Raw genomic sequence first — 22,268 nt, 5'->3', positions numbered from 1 at the left:
TTGAAAAGTTTATGAGTTGAAAAGTTAAGAAGTTACCTCTGCGAGTCCAACTCTTAAAAGCGACCTCTTAACTCTTAAACTCATCAACTCCTCAACTTAAAAGCGACCTCTTAACTCTTCAACTCTTAAACTTATCAACTTAAAAATGAAAAGCAGCACCAACCCCCGCACCATCAACTACATCGTGGTGCACTGCACCGCAGGGCGCACCACACAAACCCTGGCCGACCTGCGCCGCGAGTTCCGCCAGAAAGGCTGGCAGGCCCCCGGCTATCACTACGTTGTCACACGCGACGGCCATGTGGAGCGCCTCCTTGGCGAGGACAAAGTGGCCAACGGCGTGAAAGGCCACAACCACGACGCCATACACATTGCCTACATCGGAGGCATCAACGACCGCACACTACAGCCCGAGGACAACCGCACACCCTACCAAAAGCGCGCACTGGCCGACCAGCTGAGGCTCCTGCACCTCATCTACCCCCGAGCCGTCATACAGGGCCACCGCGACTTTGCAGGAGTGAAGAAGGCTTGCCCCTGCTTCGACGCCAAGCGAGAATACAGCTACCTGAATAGATAAGTTGAGAAGTTTATGAGTTGAAAAGTTTAGAGGAATGTCTAGTTGATGAGTTTAAGAGTTGAAAAGTTTATGAGGTTACCTCTGCTTGTCAAGCTCTTGAAAGCGACCTCTTAACTCTTCAACTTGTCAACTCCTCAACTTGACATTCCTCTTAACTCTTCAACTCTTAAACTTATCAACTTAAATTCCTCCCTCCCCCCATGCCACGCAAGCGCCTCAACCTGTCACTATCCCAACCCCTCTACACCCAGCTGCAAGCCATAGCCAGGCGCTACGGCTTCGGCTCGGCGTGCGAGCTTGGCACCACACTGCTGCAAGTGTTCGCCGCCCACACCCTCAGGGCCGAGGCCGAGCACCAGCAGCGCCTGCGCCAGCGCGACGAGGACACCGAAGCCTACATAGCAGCCCTCTTCGACGAGCTTGCAGGGGCACAACCCACCCCCGACGGCACCGTGCCCGTGACACACCCCCGAAGGCAGTGCCAATGACCACCACACGCCCCCCGGGGGGTGTTTTTTTTAGCGGGGGGGGTGGCCCGTTAACCCCAGCCACACCATCTTTTGTGCGCGAGACGATTTTTTGATTTGCGGAACTTTGGAGGGAGGAGGGGGATTTTTTAAGTTTATAAGTTTATGAGTTGAAAAGTTAAGAGGTCGCTTTCAAGAGCTTGACAAGCAGAGGTGACCTCATAAACTCATCAACTCTTAAACTTATAAACTCCTACCTGCCCCTCTTAACTTTTCAACTTCTAAACTCCTAAACTTGAACTATGCCCGAAACCCCCGCCCCCGCCCTCAACGTGCGCACCACCGCCCAATGGCGCACACGCATCAAGGCAGCACTCAAGCGCGCAGGCACCTACAACCAGAGCCTCGACTTCCAGATAGAGAGCCTGGCAGGAGCCATGCGCACACTCGAACTCGCCACCGCCGAAATAGACACCCTGCACACCACCATAGTGTGGGAGGAAACACGCTACGGCCGCAAAATGGCCCCACACCCCGTGTTCAAAATACAGCGCGACGCACAGGCCAGCGTCACACGGCAGATGAAGCAGCTGCAACTCACCACCGACCAACTCACCACCGACCAAAGCTCCGACCCGCTCATCGACCTCACACAAAAACTCATCAACACAAAGTAGGTAGATAAGTTGAAGAGTTGAAGAGTTTAAGAGTTCATGAGGTCGGAGTTTCAAGTTGAGGAGTTGATGAGTCGAAAAGTTTATGAGGGTACCTCTGCTTGTCAAGCTCTTGAAAGCGACCTCTTAACTCCTCAACTCCTCAACTTGACATTCCTCTTAACTCTTCAACTCTTAAACTTTTCAACTCTTATATGACCGACGAAGAACGCCAGCAACAACTCACCGCCAAGGCACGCGTAACAGCCACCCTTGCAGCCGCCGACATCGACCGCTACCAACTGCAGACGGTCGACGCCCGCCTCTACGCCTACGTGCGCCAGGTGGCCGGCAACCCTGCGGGCCACTGCCTGTGGGAGCAGCTGAGCGTTGAGCGTTTCCTCGCCATGTGCACACGCTACGGGCTCAACGAGCGCGAGGTCAGGAGGTTCTACGCCTTCTACGAGAGCCTCCAGTTCCCAGGCACACAAGGCCCAACGAGCTACAGGCTCACACCCGTGCAGTGCTTCCAGTTTGCCGCCGTCTACGGCTTCTGGCACCAAGGCCGCCGCATCACCAAGGAGGTGTGCCTCTTCGTGCCGCGCAAATTCTCAAAAACCACCTCCGCGGCAGCCTTCCCCCTCTACGACCTCCTCTTTGGCGACGCCAACGCCGAATGCTACCTCGGGGCCAACTCCTACGACCAGGCCAAGAAAGGCTTCGACGTCATGCGCCAGTGCGTGCGCAGGCTCGACCCCCGGGGCCTGCGCTACATCGTCAACGAGGACGTCATCAAAAGCCGCCGACAGGACCGCTCAGCCTTCTGCCAATGCCTCACAGCCAACTCACGCACCAAGGACGGCCTCTCGGCATCGACCATCGTCATGGACGAATACTCACAAGCACGCACCAACGAGCTCTACAGCGTGCTCACCACCTCGATGGGCATAAGGCAAAACCCCCTCACCGTCATCATCACCACAGCCTCCGACGTGTTCGACGGCCCATTCTACGCCAAACTCCAAGGCTACAAGCAGCTGCTGCTCGGCCGCTACACCGACGACAGCGTGTTCCCCCACCTCTTTGAACCCGACCCCGACGACCCCGAAGGCAGCCCCGACACCTGGCGCAAAGTACACCCGCACATGGGCATCACCGTAAGCCAAGCCTTTTACGAAAGCGAATACCGCACCGCACAGCGCGACGGCGCAGAAGCCATGCTCGCCTTCCGCACCAAACTGCTCAACATCTACGCCGAAAACGAGCAGCGCGCCTGGATAAGCGCCACCCTGGCCCGCAGCGTCATGCGTCCCATAAGCCTCACAGCCATCAAAGGCCGCCCCGATGCCATGGCAGCCATCGACCTCAGCGAGAGCGACGACTTCTCGGCCGTGAGCACTGCCATCTACAGCCCGCAGGCCAAGGCATTCACCTTCCACACTGCCTACTTCTTTCCCGAAGGCGCACTCACAGGCCACCCCAACGAACGCCTCTACCGCACATGGGCCGAAGCCGGGCACCTCACACTCACCCCGGGCAACGTCATCGACTACCGCACCATCGTGAGCTACATCAACAGCGTCAACCAGCACGTGCGACTGCTGCAAATAGGCTACGACCCATGGAAGAGCCAGGAAGTCATCAACATGCTCGCAGCCACCGGGGCACGGGGCGTGCTCCGCGCCGTAAAGCAAACCTACGGCACATTTACCGCCCCCGTCGAAAGCTTTGAGCACGGCATCAAGACAGGCCGCATCACCATCAACCAGAACCCCATCAACGCCTACTGCTTCGGCAACGCCGTGCTCGACACCGACAACCTTGACAACACAAAGCCCGTGAAGCGCGCACGATACCAAAAAATTGACGGCGTCATCACCATGCTCATGTGCATGCGCCTGTTCATGGACTACGAAAGGTGAGGAGGGGGCAAGTTGAGGAGTTGAGGAGTTTAAGAGTTAAGAGGTCGCTTTCAAGAGCTTGACAAGCAGAGGTAACCTCATAAACTTATCAACTCATAAACTTTTCAACTTTTTATTCTTCCCCCTGGTACCCCCTGCACCACCCCTCCCCGCATAATATATGAGCCTCATACAAAGCATACATAAATACCTCGGACTTGCACAAGCCAGGCAGCAAGCCCCACAGCAAGCCCCCGCCACACCCGCCACACCACGGCAGGGCGGCACACCCATGCTGTGGGGCTGCAGCCAGCCCATGGCAATAAGCACCGTGTTCCGATGCGTGCGCCTGCTCAGCGAGAGCGTGGCCAACCTGCCACTGCGCTACCTCACACTACGCCCCGATGGCACCTACCAGCCCGACACAAGCTCAGCCCTCCACCGCCTGCTATGCTACGAGCCATGCCCGCAGTACTCCACATTCGACTTCTGGGCACAGGCCGTGCAACAAATGCTGCTCGACGGCAACGCCTACATCATACCAAGCTACGACCCCCTCACCCTGCAGCCCACACGCCTCACACTCTGCCAGCGGGGCACCGTAAGCCACGACACCATCAATAGGCAGTACTACGTGGCCGACATGATAAACGGCATCAGCGGACAATACCCCGAAGCCGAAGTAATACACCTCAAAAATCTCAGCCTCGACGGACTCGACGGCCTGAGCACACTCTCCTTCGCACGCCTCACTGCCGACATAGCCACCACGGGCGACCGCGAAACACTCAACCGATTTGCCAACGGAGGCAACGTGCGAGGCATGGTCACCAACAACAACTCCGTCAGAGGCTACGGCGAATACCAGGACAACGAACTCGCAGGCGTTGCCACCGACCTCGACACACTCTTCCAGAGCGGCCAGCGCATCGTGTCACTGCCAGGCGACGCACAATTCAAGCAAATATCACTCTCAAGCACCGACATGCAGTTCCTCGAGAGCCGCAAGTTCACCGTGCGCGAAATATGCCGTTTCTTCGGCGTGCACCCCTCATTCGTGTTCGACGACACCAGCAACAACTACAAAAGTGCCGAAATGGCCAACGTCGCATTCCTCAGCAACACGCTCAACCCCCTGCTCCGCAAAATAGAGTGCGAGCTCCAGCGCAAACTCATCGCGCCACAGCTCTGCCACCAGCGCCGCTTCGAGTTCGACCGCCGCTCACTCTACGCCGCCGACCTCGACAGCCGCGTGCGATACCAGAACCAAACCATTGCCGCAGGCATCTACACCGTCAACGACTGGCGACGCGTCGAGAACATGCCACCCGTCAGCGGAGGCGACACACCACTCGTGAGCGCCAACCTGCGCAACCTCAACCAGCCAACACCCACCAACAATGCACAATAACAACACCACCACCCCGCAACCCGTCACGCGCACCCTGCACGCACCAGCCACCGTGCACCTGCGCCAGGCCGCCGGCCCCGATGCACCCGAAAGCCGCACCATCGAGGGCTACGCCATACTCTTCAACACACCATCGGCCGTCATGTACCGCGACAGCGACCAAGAGGTGCGCGAGCAAATAGCACCCGAAGCCGTCACACAACAGCTGCTCGACTCCTCCGACATCAAAATGACCATGAACCACGACTTCAGCACACTGCTCGCACGCAGCAAGCAGGGGCAGGGCACACTCTCCTACAACATCGACACCCGGGGCGTGCACTTCAGCTTCGAAGCACCCCGCACCGACGACGGCGACCGCGCGCTCGAACTCGTGCGACGCGGCGACATTGACGGCTGCTCGTTCATGTTCACCTGCCGCTACTCCGACCCCGCATGCGTCACACGCACCGTGACCTACGACTCAGGGTCGGCCTTGAGCCAGGTGCTCTACACTATCCGCTCCATCAACTCCATTCACGACTTCACCCTCACCCCCATGCCAGCCTACCCCGACACGCAAGTGAGCGCACGACAGCTGCGCGAGATGACAAGCCGCGCCACACACGACTCACAGCGTGTCGACGGGCAGGTACGCGAAATGCGACAGGCAGCACACATCACCCTCTAAACCATTAACACCCCTATACAACATGAGTAGAAACAACACCAACAGTGTGAACAACACCAACAGTGTGAACAACACCACCGCCAGCGTGCGCACCATCGTTGACCAGTACCAGGCCAACTGTGCACGCATCAACCAAATGGCCGACCTGTGCGAGGCCGAACAGCGCACACGCACCGAACAGGAAAATGCCGAGTACGAGGCACTGACACGCGAGAACGCCGTGCTGCAGATGCGCATGCAGGCCGCTGCCGCACGCCACATGGCCCAGAACCCCAACGCACTGGCCGACGCCAACCGCCTGTTGCGCGACAACATGCAGGCAGGCCGACAAACGCAAATCATGCTCACACGCGACCTCGTAATGGTGGCCGACGGCACCAGCGGCGGCATCATTCCGCTCAACATTCAGGACATTCTCGACCCGCTCACCGAGGGCCTTATTCTTGACAAAGTGGGCCTGCCCATGCCTACAGGCCTGGCGGGCGACTACGTGTGGCCCACCTACGAGGCAGTAGAGGCCACCATCGCCGGCGAAGGTGTGGAACTCACCGACACCAAAATCAACATGAGCAAGCTCACCGCACAGCCACAGCGTGTGGGAGTGGCCATACCCGTAACCCGACAGACCATCATTCAGACACAGGGCATCATCGAAACCATCGTGAAGCGCCTCATGCCGCAGGCCGTGGCCATGCTCCTCAACAAGGTGCTCTTCTCCACCACCAAGGCAACCGGTGCCACATCACTCGTGGGCCCATTCGTGGGCAAGGCCGCCACAGCCACAGCCATGAGCGCCACACCCACCTTTGCCGACTTTGTCAAGCTCAAGGCCGCCGTGCTCGCATCGGGCGTTGACGGCACAAACCTCTGTTGGGTAATGACACAGGCACAGAAAGCCATTGCCGAGGCCACACCCAAGGACGCAGGCTCGGGCATCATGGTGTGCGAGCAGGACCACATTGCAGGCATTCCCGTGTTCTGCACACACTACATCGGCGAGGGCTACATCGGCCTGGGCGACTGGCGATACCAGTGCATGGGCCTCTTTGGCGACATCTCGTTCATTGTCGACCCCTACTCGCAAGCTCGCAAGGACGCCGTTGACTTCGTCCTCAATTGCAATTACGGCACCACCACCCTGCGCCCCGAAGCATTCGCACTGGGCAAGGTGGCCGTCGACCCCGGCAAGTAACACACCAGCAAGCAACTTTGGTTGACCGGGACGGCCTGCCGCCCCAGTCAACCTCACAATAACTCACCCACATAATGAGCCACACCTCACTCACACTGTTCAAGCAGCACGTGCGGGCCGACGACTTTGCCGACGATGACGCCTACCTGCAGCAGTGCCTCGACGCCGCAGAGCAACAGGTGGTAACCGCCACCAACCGCACCCTGGACGAACTCCTCGCCCTCGGGCCCGACGGGCAAAGCCTGCCGGCACCACTCACACAGGCCGTGCTGCTCGTGGGCGGCTCGCTCTACGACCACCGCGAAAACGATGCACCACAGCAGTACACCGAAATACCCTGGGGAGCGGCAGCCATCATCAAGCAATACCGACGACTATGCGTGCAGGACCAATGACCATCAAGCTGAAACTCATGCAGCCCGTCACCACCACCAACCGCTATGGCGAGGCACACACCTCATACAAGCATGTGCGCACCATCTGGGCCGAACAAGTGAAGATGAGCGGCAGCCGGCAGGAGCAGGTGGCCGAACACTTTGCCTCCTACGCCGCACTCTTCCGCATAAGGAGCGCACACCCCGTGCGCGAACACTGGCAGGTGGAGCAGCTCGGAGGCTACCTCTACAACGTGGAGGCCGTAGAGCCCAACACCAGGCGGGGCATGCTCACACTTATATGCTCACGTGCCAACCCATAACCAACCCCAAAACCAATCCCTTAAAATATGGACAATGACACACCACAGAGCGTAATCAGTGCAGGGCAGGCCGTGTACGAGGTGCTGAGCGAAGCACTGGCCCACAGCGTGACCAAGGTTTTCCCCGTGGTGACCGATGAGGCCGTGCTCCCCTATGTGTGCTACCACCGCGAGGCGCTCGAGGCCACACCCACCAAGGCACGCCACTCGGCCGACACGGCCGTGGTACAGGTCGACATCTACGCCGCCACCTACGGCCAGAGCGTCACCCTGGCCGAGGCCGTGAGGCAGGCACTCGACTGGCGCACCATCACCACCAGCACCGGCCTCGTGGTGCGCTCGTGCTACCTCACCGACGCCAAGGAGGACTGGCAGGACGACGCCTACATACAGACTCTCACCTTCAAGCTGAGTTGCTGACACAACCACCATCATGAACACCAACACCAACAACGAGCGGGCCGTCAAGGCCCTTGAGCAAGGCATGGCCTCAATGCTCCAGGCCATCAGCCCCAAGCAGCAGCGCAAGGCCATGGCCGGAGCCATGCGCCGCGAGGCCACCCGCCTCAAAAAGGCCGCACAAACCCGCGTGCGCACCTCGGGCCTCAATGCCGCCACGGGGGTGGACAAGGGAGTGTATGCCCGCGTATACCCGGCCCGCTATGGTGCAGGCTTCATGGTGAGCGTCAAGCCCCACGGTGCCAAGAAAGGCATACACACCAACCGCCGCGGACTGAAAAAGCCCGTGCTCCTCTTTGCCGAGGAGGGCACAAAGCAGCGCAACGTGGGCCCGCGCAAGCACTCCACCTCAAGCTGGCGCAAAGGCAAGTATGCCACCAGCCGCTGGCGCGACTACCAGCGCACGGGGCACAGCACAGGCCGCATGCGCCCCTACAAGTTCCTGGCCATGACCGAACAGGCCGAAACGCCAGGCATAGAGCAGCGCCTATGGTCGCAGTTCGAGAAGAACGTGGCCAAAGCTGCAAAAGGGTAGGGGAGGAGGTGGAGTTGAAAAGTTTATGAGTTGAAAAGTTTAGAGGTTACCTCTGCTTGTCCAGCTCTTGAAAGCGACCTCTTAACTCTTCAACTCTTCAACTCTTAAACTTCTAAACTTAAAAACTTAAAAACTTAAACAATCATGGCAGAAACCGGATACATCAACGGCAGTGACCTTTTACTCTCAATCGGCGGCAAGCCCGTCGGCCACTGCACGAGTCACAAGCTCACTTTCAACACCGAAACCAAAGACCGCGCAGTAAAACCCCTCGCCACACAAGGCTCCAACGCCGGGCTGTGGAAGGAGAAGGGCGTCAACGGCCTCTCAATCACCATCTCGGCCGAGGGCCTGCGCTTCTACTCCGAAACGGAGGGCGGCTTTACCGAAATATCAGCCTTGTGGGGCGCCGGCACAAGCGTGGAGGTGAAAGCCTTCCCCCGCAAGGACGGCAAGGAGACCAACCAAAAAGCCTACCTCGTGGGCAAGTTCGTCATCACATCGCTTGAGGAGGACAGCCCCGCACAGGACGATGCCACCTACAGCGTGAGCCTCGAAAATGACGGAGAACCCACCACCTACCCTGGCAAACAAAGCGCAGTAGCTGCCGCCGCTAAATAATAAAACCACATGACAAGCAAACAACACATCACCATACAGGGCCGCACCTTCCCGTGCCGCCAGACGATGGGCGCCTTCCTGCGCTTCAAGCGAGAGACGGGCCACGAGGCCACCGACATGACGGGCTCCATGACCGACATGCTCACCTTCCTCTACTGCTGCATCGTGTCGGCATGCCAGGCCGACGGCATAGCCTTCCAGTGGCTCGACGCGTCGGGCACACCGCACGACTACACGCTCATCGACTTTGCCGACCGCGTGGCTGTGGACGACATCAACCAATGGACGGAGCAGATGCAGGCCCAGGCCGACGCCGATGCCGCCGCCACCACCGAAGCACAAAAAAAAAGCCTTTCAGCATTGTAGAGCAAATGGCCTGGGCCATAGGCGTGCTGCACATGCCCCTGGCCGAGTGGCAGACACTCACCCCCGACGAGTGGCAGGCAGTGTGCCGGGCATGGGCCGACCATGCCGAGGCCCTGCAGCACGACAAGTGGGAGCGCATGCGCCTGCTTGCCACCATCAGCGTGCAGCCACACGTCAAAGGCCGCATCACACCCGCCACCCTGCTGCCCCTGCCATGGGACACCAAGGCACGCGGTAAAAACGAAACCGCGCCCGCACCTCAACCCACAAAGGAGGAGGCACGGGCGCGGTTTGCTGCGCTGGTGGCGGGGGTGGGCTAATAATCGCTGTTCCCCATCCACCATGGCATAGTCCAGTCGCCATCAAGTGCTTGGCGCGCCGACCACGCAATAGACCATGATATGACAATCACAATAAATAGCACTATGCTTAAAAATATCAAAAAGTCGCAGATATACACGTTGCAAAGGATAGTAACGACAACTGCAGAGGCTATCATGGATAACACGCACACCGCTCCAGCCCGCTCCATGCGTCGCTCAAGGGCTATGCGCTTAGGGTCAGTTTCGGGGCTCTCGGTTATTTTGATTTCGAGCCGCGCGTCTATTCGTTTTGGAAAGTTGCTCATAATCGCAGATTATTAAAACACATGCCGCAAATATAGGCAAATATAATTGTATATAGTAAAAAAAAGATGGGAAAAAACGACATAACATTTAGTCTGCACCTCACGCTCGACGGCAAGGAGCACCTTGTGACGGCGGCAGCGGCGGCCAAGGAGGTGCAGCGCGCTGTAGACCAGTCGCGCACGGCGGCAGAGAAATGCTCAAAGGCTTTCCTCGGCTTCAACAACGCCGTGACAGCCATCAGCACCATGCGCACCGCCCTGCAGGGCCTGTTCGAGGAGAACAACGCCTACAGTGCCTCCATGGCCAAGGCCAACACCATGGCGGGCAAGAGCGGGCAGGAGCTCGACCAGCTGAAGGGCAGCGTGGCCGACCTGGCCAAAGAGGTGCCAATAGCGCGCGACGCGCTGGCCGAGGGCCTATACCAGGTGGTGAGCAACGGTGTGCCCGAAAACAACTGGATTGACTACCTGCGCGCCTCGGCCAAAGCCAGTGTGGGCGGTGTGGCCGACCTGGGCGAGACGGTTAAGGTGACATCAACCATCATCAAGAACTACGGCCTGACGTGGGACGACGCAGCCGCCGTGCAGGACAAAATACAGCTGACGGCCAAAAACGGTGTAACCTCGTTCGAGCAGCTGGCACAAGCACTGCCACGTGTGACGGGTAACGCCGCCACACTGGGTGTGTCGGTGGACGACCTCATGGCCACCTTCTCCACCCTTACAGGCGTGACGGGCAACACGGCCGAGGTTAGCACACAGCTCGCGGCCATATTCACCGCACTGGTCAAACCATCGAGCGAAGCCTCAAAGATGGCCGCACAAATGGGCATAGAGTTCAACGCCGCAGCCATCAAGAGCGCGGGCGGCTTCCGTCAGTTCCTCACACAGCTCGACAGCAGCGTGCAGCAGTACGCCGCCAAGTCGGGCATGCTCAGCCAGGAGATATACGGCAAACTCTTTGGCTCGGCCGAGAGCCTGCGCGCCCTCGGTCCGCTCACAGGCCAGCTGCGCGAAAAGTTTGAGCAGAACGCCCAGGCCATGGCAGGTAGTGCCGGCACCATCGACGACGCATTTGCCACCATGGCCAGCACAGGCTCGGCACAAATGCAGATGCTCAAAAATACCTGGGGCGACTTTACCGATGTCGTGGCCAAAGCAGCAAGCACCGTCATGCCGTGGCTCAATTATGTGGCCACAGCTGGCCTCGCCTTCAACGGCTTCTCAACCATCAAAACGGCCTTTGCCTCACTCACACAGGGCTGCAGCGCACTGGTAGCACGGCTCGCCACCCTGGCCACCGCGCTCAACGTGTCGGCCCTGGGCTCAAAACTGGCAGGCATCAAAACGGCGTGGCTCGCCACACAAAACTACATTCTCACAGGCTCATTCACGGCTGAGGCCGCAGCGGCACGCATCACATCAGCCTCACTCTACGGCACAGCAGCAGCCGCCACAGTGGCCAAGGTGGCCTTGCGCGGCCTGCTTGTAGCCACAGGCGTAGGGGCAGTCATGGCCGCACTCGGCTTCGTCATTGAAAAGGTGATTGGCTATTTCGACAACTCAACCACCGCCGCCCAAACCAATGCCGGCGCGCTGGCCGACAACGAACAAGCCACCAAAAAACTCTCTGCCGCCAAGCAACTCATCAAGGACGTGCAGGCCGACGCCGCCACACGCTACCAGGCTGAGATACAAAAGGTGCAAGAGCTCACGCGCATCATACGCTCCAACGCAGCCTCCTACGCCGACCGCCAGGCAGCCATCAAAAAGCTGCAAGGCATCATACCGTCATACCAGGCCTCAATAGCCAAGGACGGCACACTCTACGAAAAGAATGCCAAAGCGGTTGACAAGTACATACGCAAGCTCAACGCACTGGCCATGGCCGAGGCCATGCGCGACAAGCTAAAGCCCTACTACGCACAGCTGGCCGACATACGCATAGCCAAGGCAAAGGCACAAAAGCAAGTGCAGAACACACGCCAAACCATAGCCAAGGCCAACGGCGGGAAGCCCCCCGAACAACTGACGCGCGAATACGCCGCCAGCGACGCCACCCTCACCCCGTGGGACAAGAGCAACGCCGACATAGCACGCCGCGGACGCGCCGCACTCGGCCAGCCATCGCAGCGCGACAAGAACGAGCAACTCATATCAGCCTACAACCAGCAAGTGGCCGTGCTCGACCAATACACACGCTCAGAGCAAGCCGCCATCAAAGTCATAAACGAGGCACTCGGTTCACTCACCGCCGAGGAAAGCCAGCTCTACACCGACCTCGCCCTGGGCAAACCAACTGGCGTCACAACCACCACACCCACCACTACCAAGAACCACACCAACAAGAACCACACCAACAACAGCCACACCACCACCGACAAGCCAGCCCCGCAAGGCTCGCTCGAATGGTACGACGAGGCCATACGCAAGTGCGACAACTACATCAAAACCGCCACCGACGCCACAGCCATACAACAAAAGCTGCAAGAAAAGGCCACCCTCCAGGCACAGCGCAAGGCCCTCGCCATAAAGCTCGGCATCGAACAGCCCGACAAGGCCGACACCACCGACGCACTCGACAAGCTAAAAGCACAACTCGCAGCCGCACAGGCCGACAGCGCACAAGCACCCACCATAGCAGCCAAAGTGCGCGCTGAGGCCAAAGTGAGCGAACTGCAAAGCCAAATCGACGCCGAAACAGCCCGCCGACTGCGCCTCACAGCCATAGTCAACCCACAGCAGGCCGCACAGCAAGCAGCAGAGCAGCGCCGCACCGACTACCAAGGCGCCTCACAGAAGATGAGCACCATACAGGCCGACTTCGACAACGGGCTCATCAGCCAAGACGAAGCACTGCGCCAAGTAGACGAACTCAACGCCAGCATAAAAGCCAAACTCGGCGAGGGCGTGAAACCCTTCAAGCTCGAGGTCGACACCGGCCAGGCACAAAAACAAATCAAAGACTTCAAGAGCACAGCACAAAACGCCTGGAGCAGCCTCTCAGGCGGGGTGGACGCTGTAATGAACCTCACCGACACACTCAAGGGCAACGGCTCGGCATGGGAGAAGATGAGCGCCGTCATCAACACCACATTCAGCATCATGAACGCCGTGTCGGGCGTCATGGAGTTCATCAACAGGCTCACAGGCTCACACACCGCCCTCACCACCACCGACACCTCAGTCACCGAAGCGCACACCGCCGCCACCGCCACCGACACCTCAGTGACCAACACCGACACCACCGCCAAGGCTGGCAATGCCCTGGCAGGAGCGGCCAAAGGCGGCTCATCGCTCCCGTTCCCCGCCAACATAGCAGCCATAGCAGCAGGCGTGGCAGCAGTAGTGGCAGTGATAGCCATGATAAGCAGCCTCGCATTCGAGCGCGGCGGCATCGTGCCGGGCACAAGCCTCACAGGCGACCGCGTCACAGCACGCGTCAACTCGGGCGAAATGATAATCAACCGCCGCCAGCAGCTCAACCTGTGGCGGCTGGCCAACACCCGCATCGCCCCGCCACCCTCAGCCACCCCCGCCACCCTCACCCCCGCCACACGCATCACACCCGCAGCCATAGCCCAGCTCACACAGCCCCGCCGCCTCGACATAGCCGTCACCGGACGCATAGCCGGGCGCGACATCAAGCTCACACTCGACAAGCGCAACACCCTGCTCGCACGCTCGTAACTACATAGGGCGCAAGAAAAAACAACATAGGGCGATAGAAAAAACTATCCCCCTATGTCGTTAAAACTATCCCCCTATGTAGTAAAGTTGAGGAGTTGAGAAGTTTATGAGGTTACCTCTGCTTGTCCAACTCTTAAAAGCGCCCTCTTAACTTTTCAACTCCTCAACTTTATAAACTTAAAAATCCCCCTTCCCCCCATGCTCCAAACCCGTTTCAAAGGCTCCCTCGTCAACCAGCGCGGCCACATCTGGACAGCCGAAATCCTCCAAGACAACCCCACACCCTACGCCACCGTGGCACCACTCACCTTCGACGCCGACGAACCCATCACCATAGAGTGGCCCGACACACAAAAGTACGAACCCATAGCCGGAGCCACAGCCACACTCAACATCATCAGCCCCGCCGACCGCACCTACATCGACATGTACCAAGTGCAGCCAGGCCACGTCATGCTGAGGCTAAGCCTCGATGGCAAACCCTACTGGCAAGGCACACTCGACTGCGAAACCTACGAGGAACCCTACCAGGCAGCCTCCGGCTACACCGTCACACTCACCTTCACCGACTTCGGCTGCCTCGACCGCCTAAAGTTCAACGCACTCGGCCGCCACTCCGTAAAGTGGTACATCACACACTGCATGCAAGCCGCAGGCCTCGACACCACCGCACTCACCATACACACCACGCTCCAGCACACACGCCTCGTCACCCTCACCGACGGCACCACCACACTGGCTGACTGGGCCAAAGCCACACTCGACGAGGCATACATCGACGCAGCCAACTTTTACGACGAGGACGGCACACCCGCCACCCTGCACGACGTGCTGCACGACGTCATGCAGCCACTCGCGCTGCGCATCATACAGCGCGCAGGCCAAGTCGCCGTCTACGACACCAGCGCCATGCTCCTGGCACCACCAGCCACCGCCCCCATCACATGGGACTCCGACGAGCAAACACTCTCAGTAGACACACTCGCACAGGAGGCCACCATCAAATTCTCACCCTACGGCACAGGCGAACTCATCACCACCGACACCGCCACCATCAAAACCGACCTGCTCACACAAAGCGAAAAAATAAACAACTCCCTCTTCAACCCATACGGCATAGGACTCGAAGGCTGGGGCAGCACATTCACCTTCCACCACACCGCCGCCGACAACGCCGCCACAGGCATCACCCACAAACACCCGCAGGCACAATACTTCGCCCTCACCTCCGACCGCTCCAAAGACGCCGACGGAAGCCAAGGCATAGCACGCCTCGCACTCACCAACCCCCTGCCGCGCACACACATCACCACCGACGTAAACTACAAGCCCGACAACGGGCACGGCGACCCTAAAGACTACTGCACCGACCCCACAGTAGAGAAGATCTACGAAGGCAAGTATGCCAACCCCACAGGCGTGGAAAGCGGAGCAGGCCTGCACGGCGTACTCCTCGAGCCACTCTTCACCATGCCGCGCGTGTGGTGCCCCGCAGCCACCTACAACCAGCCATTCTACGACCTGCAAGAGCGCGGCCTCCAACTCCAGCTCACCATGGAGCTGCTCATCGACACACGCTACAACCCCTTCAACACCGCCGACCCACCCGACATCTGGAACGAAAAAGGAGCCACACAATGGGCCGACGTGCGCAAAGCCGCAGTGCTCATACCCTACATGCTCCGCCTCTACAACGAACAAGAACAGAACACCTACACACTCACCGCCGCAGGCTGGAAAGAAGCCATTCTCAACCCCACACCCTCCACCTACCTCGCCTACTACAGCAACGAATGGGCCAGCGACCGCAACAAGCCAGCCACCAGCGGCTGGACAAAAAACAAATACTCATTAGGCCTCTACCCCTCATTCAAGCAACAAAACACCCCCGAATACGAACCCATACCCCTGCCACCCGAGCCAGGCTACCTCGAACTACAAATACTCACAGGCGCAGCAGTATACGACGACGCCGACATACCCGACAGCGGCCGCACCGACTACTACCCAAACTCCAACACCTACCGGCTCATCGACATGAACCAGCCCGACCCCGCCAACCTGCGCGCACACTCAGTAGGCTGTTACTCCTATTTCATCAACTACGCACAACGCTGGATACTCTACAAGTTCCCCACACTCACCATCGTCCGCAACTCTGCCACCAACCACGACCCCAAGCCCGACGATGCAGAATACAAGGCATGGGTCAACCCACAAGCCAAAGACAACATCAGCATCGACACCACATGCGGCACCATGCTCAGCGACATGGAAACCGCACGGGGCGCATACCGCACCGCCGACGGGCAAAAAATCTACCTCCGACGCACCAACACCGCCACCAACCCCGACGACCTGCGCATCGAATACGACCTACTCGGGCTCATATTCAGCCAATACGCCACACGCCACACCATACTCGAAGGCGAAGCCATCACACCCACCGCGCCCCTCACCCTCTTCACCGAACGCGCACAACCCGCCACGGCGCGCTTCATCACCATGGGCGAGACTCTCAACGCCATAACAGGCACCTCCACACTCAAAGTGGTAGAGCTCACACCCGAAACCTGGACAGCAAACATACTTAAATCTTAAGTTGATGAGTTGAGGAGGTCGGAGTCTTAAGTTGATGAGTTTATAAGTTTAAGAGTTAAGAGGTCGCTTTCAAGAGCTGAACAAGCAGAGGCAACCTCATAAACTCATCAACTCTTAAACTTATCAACTTCCATCTCCGACCTCTTAACTCTTCAACTCATAAACTCCTCAACTTTAATTTTTTTCCCCCCCCCATGACCACCCGCTACACCACCACCACCACCCGCACCACACCCACACCACGCAACCACAAGGCCACCACCACAAGCGGAGGAGGCAGCAGCGCAGCCATCACCCTGCCCGCCACCGGCACCACACAAGCCAACAGCCACACACACAACAACCTCGCCTCACTCAACCAAATCAACACCACACCCGCCGACGGCTACATATACCTCGACACCACCAACCCCACCACAGGGCAAACCATCACCACCAAAGCCAGTGCCGGACACGCCGACACCGCCACCCGCGCCGCTGAGGCCGCACACGCCACACACGCCGACGAAGCCACACACGCCACACACGCCGACGAAGCCACACACGCCACAACAGCCGACACCGCACACAACCTCGACAACTGGACCACAGCCGACCAACGCTACCTAAGCCGCCAGCACACCGACACCGCACAAGCACACATCACCTTTGCCAGCGGAACCACCACCACAGGCACAGCACAATCAGACACCTACAACGGCAACACCGACTTCAACGGCCAAGGCTGGGCACTCCTGCCCGACACGCCCAAAGGTCAAACCACCATCGTGGCCGACAACCTGCGCCTGCGAGGCACACTCACCGCACACGAGCTCATCATCGAACAAATACGAGCCATAGGCGGCGCACTCGGCATCACACAAGCCTGCGGCAAAATCAAAGCCGTCACACGCGGCAACCAATCATACCACATCACACTCGAAGGCGACCCACAACACGGCTACGGAGGCTTCATGGTAAACGACCTCGTACGCTGCCAGCGGTGGGACAACCAGCGAGGCATCATAGGCTACTGGGCACGCGTAGTCTACGCACAAGGCGACACCATCAAACTACTCTACACCGACTTCCTCGACCCCATAGCACAAGAAAACACCAGCAACCCCGCCGACACCACACTCACCCCAACCACCATCACCGACCACCAAGGCACACCCATCACCCTGGCCGACGGCACCACACTCATCACAACACCCACCACCACACAAGGACACACCACACAAGTACAACCCGCACCAGGCGACAACCTCGTGCAATACGGCAACACCACCGACACCACACGCCAGGCAGCCATCTACCTCCACGCCAACGGCCAGGGACAACCAGCCATCGACATACTGCAAGGCATCAACTCACGCACATTCACCAACTGCCTCACAGCATCACTCGGCCGCCTGCCAGGCGGCAAAGGCTTCGGCCTCTGGTCACGCAACGGACGCATACTCTCAACCGACCAACAAGGCACCGAACACTACTCACTCAACCCCGACGGCACATTCCAGCTCGGACAGGGAGCCATCACCTACAACCAACAAGGGCAACTCACACTCTCAAGCAAAGTCACCATCAACTGGGGCCAAGGCACACCCTCCACCACACTGCCCACATGGCTCCGCACATGGCAAGCGCAAACCACCACACTCGGAGCCAACTACGTAGCAGCACCCGCAGCAGCATTCGGCACCAAAAACGCCGAAGGACAATTCACAGGCATCATCATCTCAGCCACACCACTCGACCTCGGGCTCGGCACCACACCCGCCACCACACCCGACGGCTCCAACACCACCACACCCAACACCGCCACAGGCCTGTGGGCAGTAGCCAACGACCAGGCACGCGTACTCATCGACCCCACAGCCGGCCAATACCTCTTCAACGGCAATATCGTAGCCACAGCTGGCCAATACACAGGCCTCCACATCGGCACCACACTCAAAGGCATCACACAAATAACCGACCAAAACACCTGGGACACAGCACTCGACAAAATACCCAGCCCAGACCACGACAACCACTACACACCCAACACCTACCGCCTCCAGCCCATCAACATCATCACCTACACACCACTATTATCCCTCACCGACCCAGGCACCACACCCAACATCTACCTCCCACACAACAACACCGACAACGCCTACGCCTACATGCTCCAGTACATAGGCTTCACACTCTACATCATCAACAAAAGCGGGCAAACACTCACAATAACCAACCCCTACACCAAAGTCCCCAGCGCACTGGCCAACGACCAAACCATCACAACCAAATACACAGAAATCAAACTAACCGACGGAGCCACACTCATAGCCACAGGCACACTCAACCCAGCCGACTCCCGATTCTACTGGCACACCACCACAGGCCAAGCCTCAGCCGACACACCCACCAAACCCGTATTCACACTAATCCCCACCACAGGCAACCCACTGCTAACATTGCGACACAACACCAATCTCGCCCACCCCATAACACAATAACCCCACACCATGGAAGAAACCCTGCAGCTCATCTCATCACTCGTCACCTCAGTAGCCGTACCACTCCTCGGCATATTCCTCTTTTATGACAGTAAACGTCGCGCCGCAGCCGCCGACGCCACACGCGCCGAAACCGAAAACATCACACAATACGCCGACGAATGGCAAAAACTCTACAACGAAAAAGCACAACACGAAACCCTGCTCAACACCAAAATAGACACACTCTACACACAACTCTCACAACAGCGCGACGAACTCAACCAACTCAAAACACGACTCGCCACCCTCACCGCACGCCTCCAATACACCGAACCACTCAAATGCACCCACACCACCTGCACACGCCGACAGCCACCATACACACCCAACCAACCCAGCCAACCCAACAACCCAACAACAACCACACAACCCACACAACAATGACCTACACAACAATGACCCACACCACCATCATCACACTATTCACACTCCTCCTCCTCACCACCTCATGCGCCCACCACACCACCCGCACCACCACAGCCACCACCAACAACAAACACGCCACCACCCACATAGCCCGCGACACCCTACGCCAAACACACCACACACGCGACACCCTCATCATACACGACAGCACAGCCACCACCACCCGCTTCCTCCACGACACCACCATCATCACCCACACCCGCTACCGCACCATCACACGCACCCGCCTCCTGCACGACACCATCACCCGCACCACCCACACCCGCGACACCACAACCGCCGCCACCACCACAACAACCGCCACCACCAATAACACCACCACCCACACCCCCCTGCGCCACACACTCCTCCACACCATCGCCCCGCTCATCATCACCCTCCTCATCATCACCGCCATAATATGGAAAAGAAAGAGCAAATAACACACGAAACGCTTGCATAATTACAATAATGTTATTATCTTTGCATTGTCAATTAAAGAAAGGAGGTGTACAACGAATGACAAAAGACGAAAAACGGCTAATGCGCAAAGTTTACTCACTGCTTCAAATTCTGAAAGATGAAACAGACAAGTACTACATCAAAGATGAAATAGACACGCTGAGCGAACAACTTGAACGCGCATTGGACGACTAAACAAAAGCCCCGCCACAAGCGGGCGGGGCTCTTGTTTCAAGCCTCTTGCCAAAACAAAACAAACAATGGAAAAAGAACAAATAATGACCCCCGAGTCAAAGGCCGATGCCACATGGCTTGCAGGCCTCGAAATATGCGGCTTCATCAACTTCAGCGAAGTCGCGCGCAAATACTTCGGCCGCACCTCCCAATGGCTGACCCAACGCCTCCATGGCAACATCGTTAACGGCAAGCCCGCAACATTCAAGCCCGCAGAGGCCGACACCTTTGCCCTCGCCTTGCGCGACATGGCCGCCACCCTGCTCCGAGCAGCCGAACGAATAGAAAAAGCGCCGAATTAAAACACATCGAATTAGCACCGAATTAAAACAGCGCCGAATTAAGACAGCACCGAATAGGAAAAGCATCGAATTAAAACAGCGCCAAATTAAGACGCATCGAATTAAAACAAATCTGCCAACCAATACACTCCTTTCTTTAATTGACACCCGCCCCCACTTCTGGCAGAGAGTGGGGGCTTTTTAATTAGCGTATCCTCATAGGCAGATGGTAGTAGTATATAGCGTATAATATTCAGCCCGCACCGGTTCCCCCTCTATTGTCGCACCTTCCCGAAAAGTAGCGACAAAAGTAGCGACATTTGTCGCTACAACCTGCCACTATTAGCAATGTCGCACAATATCCCAAAATACGAGATGGCCCATAAACACGCACTTCTTGCGTGTCTATGGGTGCAAATAGTAGTTCTAGCTGGTCCACAAAGTATACTGATTTTCAGTGTTTTACGTATTTGTGGCGACAAAAAGAGCGACAAATTAAAGGTATTAAGGTCATGGTTTTGTTCTGTTGAACAATGCCATGGCCGTTTTTTTTGCGCTGTCGGCTATGTCGATGTAGGGTTTCATGCTGTTATAGTCGGAGTGGCCAGTCCATTTCATGACCGTATTCGCGGGAATGCCCATCATGAGGGCGTTACAGATGAAGGTGCGACGGCCACAATGGGTGCCGAGCATTTGCCACTTGGGCTTGGTGATGGTGGTTTTGATGCCTCCTGTGTAGGTGACATCGGTCAACTTTTCGTTGAGGCCGCACAGACGACCTACCTCTTTCAGATAATCGTTCATTTTCTGATTGCTGATGACGGGTAGGGCGCGCTCGCCAGGTTGTGCGGTGTAGGACTGGAGTATGGCGCGCGAGTAGTCGTTGAGTTCGATTGTGAGCCGGTCGTTGGTTTTTTGTGTGGTGATGTGTAGGGCATCGCCGTAAATGTCGGCCTTTTTGAGGGCGCGGGCATCGGAGTAGCGCAGGGAGGTGAAACAACAAAAGCAGAATACGTCACGCACGCGGGCAAGGTGTTGCTCTTCTGTGGTGAATTGGTGATTGTATACGGCCATGAGTTCTGTCCATGTGAGGTATACCACGCAGCGCGACGACCTTTTGAGCCGTGGGCGGTAGGCTGAGAATGAGAGGTCGGTGAGAAGCCCTTTTGACACGAGCCAACGGAAGAACCACTTGGACATGGAGAGCTTTTTGAGTACGGTCTCGTTTTGGTGGTTGAGGCTTGTTTGGTATTGTCGGAATTGTTCGAGTGTGTCTTCGTTGATTGCTGTTAACGTCATGTCTGGACGAAAGTCCTGCCATTCCTTTATTAAGCGTTGTGTTTTTTGCACAGTGCCTTTGCTCCAGCTGCAGCGGTTGGACTCACTGCTGAGGTATTGTTCGTAGAGACTGAAAAAATCTTTGTGTGGCTCGTTATCTTGTTCGTGGTGTCTGCCAATGGCTTGGAGCATTTGTTGCTTGAAGTCGTCGAAGGTTGTGGGCTGTGTGTCAAGCACGCGCACAGCGGTGTCTTCGTAGTGCTGTATGGCGGCGTTGATTTTTGCGGCGGGGACGAGGGCTTTGCCGTGTGTGGTGTTTCGCCGGCAGCGTTGTGTGTCTTTGTTCCACTTGTCGGTGTCTATGTTGTAGCCAACGTTGCAGAAGAGTCTTTTGCCCATGTAACGTACTACCATGCGCAGGTGTGCGCGGTTGTCGGGCATGAAAAGTATGCTGTATTTCATTGTGTCTACTTGTTTAATACGTTTCTTTTTTGTTGTTCAATATGCTTGGCTGGTGGGGTGGGGTAGTAATGGCAAAGCCCCTTTAGCGGTGTGGCTAAAGGGGCTTTGCTGTGACGTTATGCGTGTATTATTAAACATAACGTTAATTCT

The 22,268-nt window shown here is 57.6% G+C and carries 23 protein-coding genes; 21 read left to right on the top strand and 2 right to left on the bottom strand.

All coding sequences use genetic code 11. The features are described from left to right. The first annotated feature begins 145 nt into the window (after positions 1-145). The 14 genes from BQ5453_RS01990 (at position 146) to BQ5453_RS01925 (ending at position 9,872) form a co-directional block, all read left to right on the top strand. Entirely contained in the window at positions 146-580 is a 435-nt protein-coding gene (locus BQ5453_RS01990) for an N-acetylmuramoyl-L-alanine amidase (protein WP_071121931.1), read from the top strand. A 200-nt stretch (positions 581-780) separates the two neighbouring features. Then, complete coding sequence (locus BQ5453_RS01985; protein WP_071121930.1) at positions 781-1,068, top strand: hypothetical protein; 288 nt, start codon at positions 781-783, stop codon at positions 1,066-1,068. Positions 1,069-1,349: 281 nt separating this feature from the next. Beyond that, positions 1,350-1,724 carry a hypothetical protein gene (locus BQ5453_RS01980; RefSeq protein ID WP_071121929.1) on the top strand — a complete coding sequence of 125 codons (375 nt, stop codon included), beginning with the start codon at positions 1,350-1,352 and terminating at the stop codon, positions 1,722-1,724. Positions 1,725-1,915: 191 nt separating this feature from the next. Continuing rightward, positions 1,916-3,622 carry a terminase TerL endonuclease subunit gene (locus BQ5453_RS01975; protein WP_071121928.1) on the top strand — a complete coding sequence of 569 codons (1,707 nt, stop codon included), beginning with the start codon at positions 1,916-1,918 and terminating at the stop codon, positions 3,620-3,622. A gap of 160 nt (positions 3,623-3,782) precedes the next feature. Next, positions 3,783-5,012: a phage portal protein gene (locus tag BQ5453_RS01970; protein WP_071121927.1), complete on the top strand. Its 1,230-nt coding sequence runs from the start codon at positions 3,783-3,785 to the stop codon at positions 5,010-5,012. Then, positions 5,002-5,682, top strand: coding sequence for an HK97 family phage prohead protease (locus tag BQ5453_RS01965; RefSeq protein ID WP_071121926.1), 681 nt, complete (start codon positions 5,002-5,004; stop codon positions 5,680-5,682). Before BQ5453_RS01970 ends, BQ5453_RS01965 begins: the two co-directional genes overlap by 11 nt. Before the next feature lie 22 nt (positions 5,683-5,704). Beyond that, complete coding sequence (locus BQ5453_RS01960; RefSeq protein ID WP_071121925.1) at positions 5,705-6,874, top strand: phage major capsid protein; 1,170 nt, start codon at positions 5,705-5,707, stop codon at positions 6,872-6,874. A gap of 74 nt (positions 6,875-6,948) precedes the next feature. Continuing rightward, positions 6,949-7,269, top strand: coding sequence for a head-tail connector protein (locus BQ5453_RS01955; protein ID WP_071121924.1), 321 nt, complete (start codon positions 6,949-6,951; stop codon positions 7,267-7,269). Further along, positions 7,251-7,571 (top strand): phage head closure protein, encoded by a 321-nt coding sequence (locus BQ5453_RS01950; RefSeq protein WP_083361094.1) that lies wholly within the window; start codon positions 7,251-7,253, stop codon positions 7,569-7,571. The genes BQ5453_RS01955 and BQ5453_RS01950 overlap by 19 nt, the downstream gene beginning before the upstream one ends. A gap of 27 nt (positions 7,572-7,598) precedes the next feature. Continuing rightward, positions 7,599-7,991, top strand: coding sequence for a tail completion protein gp17 (locus BQ5453_RS01945; protein ID WP_071121922.1), 393 nt, complete (start codon positions 7,599-7,601; stop codon positions 7,989-7,991). A gap of 13 nt (positions 7,992-8,004) precedes the next feature. Beyond that, positions 8,005-8,565 carry a hypothetical protein gene (locus BQ5453_RS01940; RefSeq protein ID WP_071121921.1) on the top strand — a complete coding sequence of 187 codons (561 nt, stop codon included), beginning with the start codon at positions 8,005-8,007 and terminating at the stop codon, positions 8,563-8,565. A 144-nt stretch (positions 8,566-8,709) separates the two neighbouring features. Continuing rightward, positions 8,710-9,186 carry a phage tail tube protein gene (locus BQ5453_RS01935; RefSeq protein ID WP_071121920.1) on the top strand — a complete coding sequence of 159 codons (477 nt, stop codon included), beginning with the start codon at positions 8,710-8,712 and terminating at the stop codon, positions 9,184-9,186. A 9-nt stretch (positions 9,187-9,195) separates the two neighbouring features. After that, on the top strand, positions 9,196-9,552 hold the full coding sequence (locus BQ5453_RS01930; RefSeq protein ID WP_071121919.1) for a hypothetical protein: 357 nt from the start codon (positions 9,196-9,198) through the stop codon (positions 9,550-9,552). Then, a complete protein-coding gene (locus BQ5453_RS01925; protein WP_161942390.1) occupies positions 9,468-9,872 on the top strand; it encodes a hypothetical protein in 405 nt (134 codons plus the stop codon). The genes BQ5453_RS01930 and BQ5453_RS01925 overlap by 85 nt, the downstream gene beginning before the upstream one ends. Here the strand turns inward: BQ5453_RS01925 and BQ5453_RS01920 are convergent. Further along, positions 9,869-10,180 (bottom strand): hypothetical protein, encoded by a 312-nt coding sequence (locus BQ5453_RS01920; protein WP_071121917.1) that lies wholly within the window; start codon positions 10,178-10,180, stop codon positions 9,869-9,871. The two genes, BQ5453_RS01925 and BQ5453_RS01920, sit on opposite strands and share 4 nt — an antisense overlap. 66 nt (positions 10,181-10,246) lie before the next feature. Here BQ5453_RS01920 and BQ5453_RS14660 point away from each other — a divergent pair, with 66 nt between their 5' ends. The 7 genes from BQ5453_RS14660 to BQ5453_RS01890 all read left to right on the top strand — a co-directional run bounded on the left by BQ5453_RS14660 (position 10,247) and on the right by BQ5453_RS01890 (position 20,399). Further along, complete coding sequence (locus BQ5453_RS14660) at positions 10,247-13,870, top strand: phage tail tape measure protein (protein WP_071121916.1); 3,624 nt, start codon at positions 10,247-10,249, stop codon at positions 13,868-13,870. 198 nt (positions 13,871-14,068) lie between these two features. Beyond that, positions 14,069-16,471 carry a hypothetical protein gene (locus tag BQ5453_RS01910; RefSeq protein WP_071121915.1) on the top strand — a complete coding sequence of 801 codons (2,403 nt, stop codon included), beginning with the start codon at positions 14,069-14,071 and terminating at the stop codon, positions 16,469-16,471. 194 nt (positions 16,472-16,665) lie between these two features. Next, on the top strand, positions 16,666-18,954 hold the full coding sequence (locus tag BQ5453_RS01905) for a hypothetical protein (protein ID WP_071121914.1): 2,289 nt from the start codon (positions 16,666-16,668) through the stop codon (positions 18,952-18,954). Between the two features lie 9 nt (positions 18,955-18,963). Next, positions 18,964-19,380: a hypothetical protein gene (locus BQ5453_RS01900; RefSeq protein ID WP_071121913.1), complete on the top strand. Its 417-nt coding sequence runs from the start codon at positions 18,964-18,966 to the stop codon at positions 19,378-19,380. Continuing rightward, positions 19,377-19,844 (top strand): hypothetical protein, encoded by a 468-nt coding sequence (locus tag BQ5453_RS14285; protein ID WP_071121912.1) that lies wholly within the window; start codon positions 19,377-19,379, stop codon positions 19,842-19,844. Before BQ5453_RS01900 ends, BQ5453_RS14285 begins: the two co-directional genes overlap by 4 nt. Before the next feature lie 76 nt (positions 19,845-19,920). Beyond that, positions 19,921-20,058, top strand: coding sequence for a hypothetical protein (locus tag BQ5453_RS14280; RefSeq protein ID WP_154668729.1), 138 nt, complete (start codon positions 19,921-19,923; stop codon positions 20,056-20,058). 65 nt (positions 20,059-20,123) lie between these two features. Next, positions 20,124-20,399 (top strand): DUF5053 domain-containing protein, encoded by a 276-nt coding sequence (locus tag BQ5453_RS01890; RefSeq protein ID WP_071121911.1) that lies wholly within the window; start codon positions 20,124-20,126, stop codon positions 20,397-20,399. Positions 20,400-20,888: 489 nt separating this feature from the next. On the opposite strand, the gene BQ5453_RS01885 is transcribed toward BQ5453_RS01890, so the two are convergent. After that, positions 20,889-22,118, bottom strand: a complete 1,230-nt coding sequence (locus BQ5453_RS01885) for a site-specific integrase (protein ID WP_071121910.1) — start codon at positions 22,116-22,118, stop codon at positions 20,889-20,891. Positions 22,119-22,268 lie beyond the last annotated feature (150 nt).

The organism is Prevotellamassilia timonensis (assembly GCF_900106785.1).
Lineage (GTDB): Bacteria > Bacteroidota > Bacteroidia > Bacteroidales > Bacteroidaceae > Alloprevotella > Alloprevotella timonensis.
The sequence above is the reverse complement of the archived record's forward strand: the minus strand, read 5'-3'. Positions and strand labels throughout refer to the sequence as shown.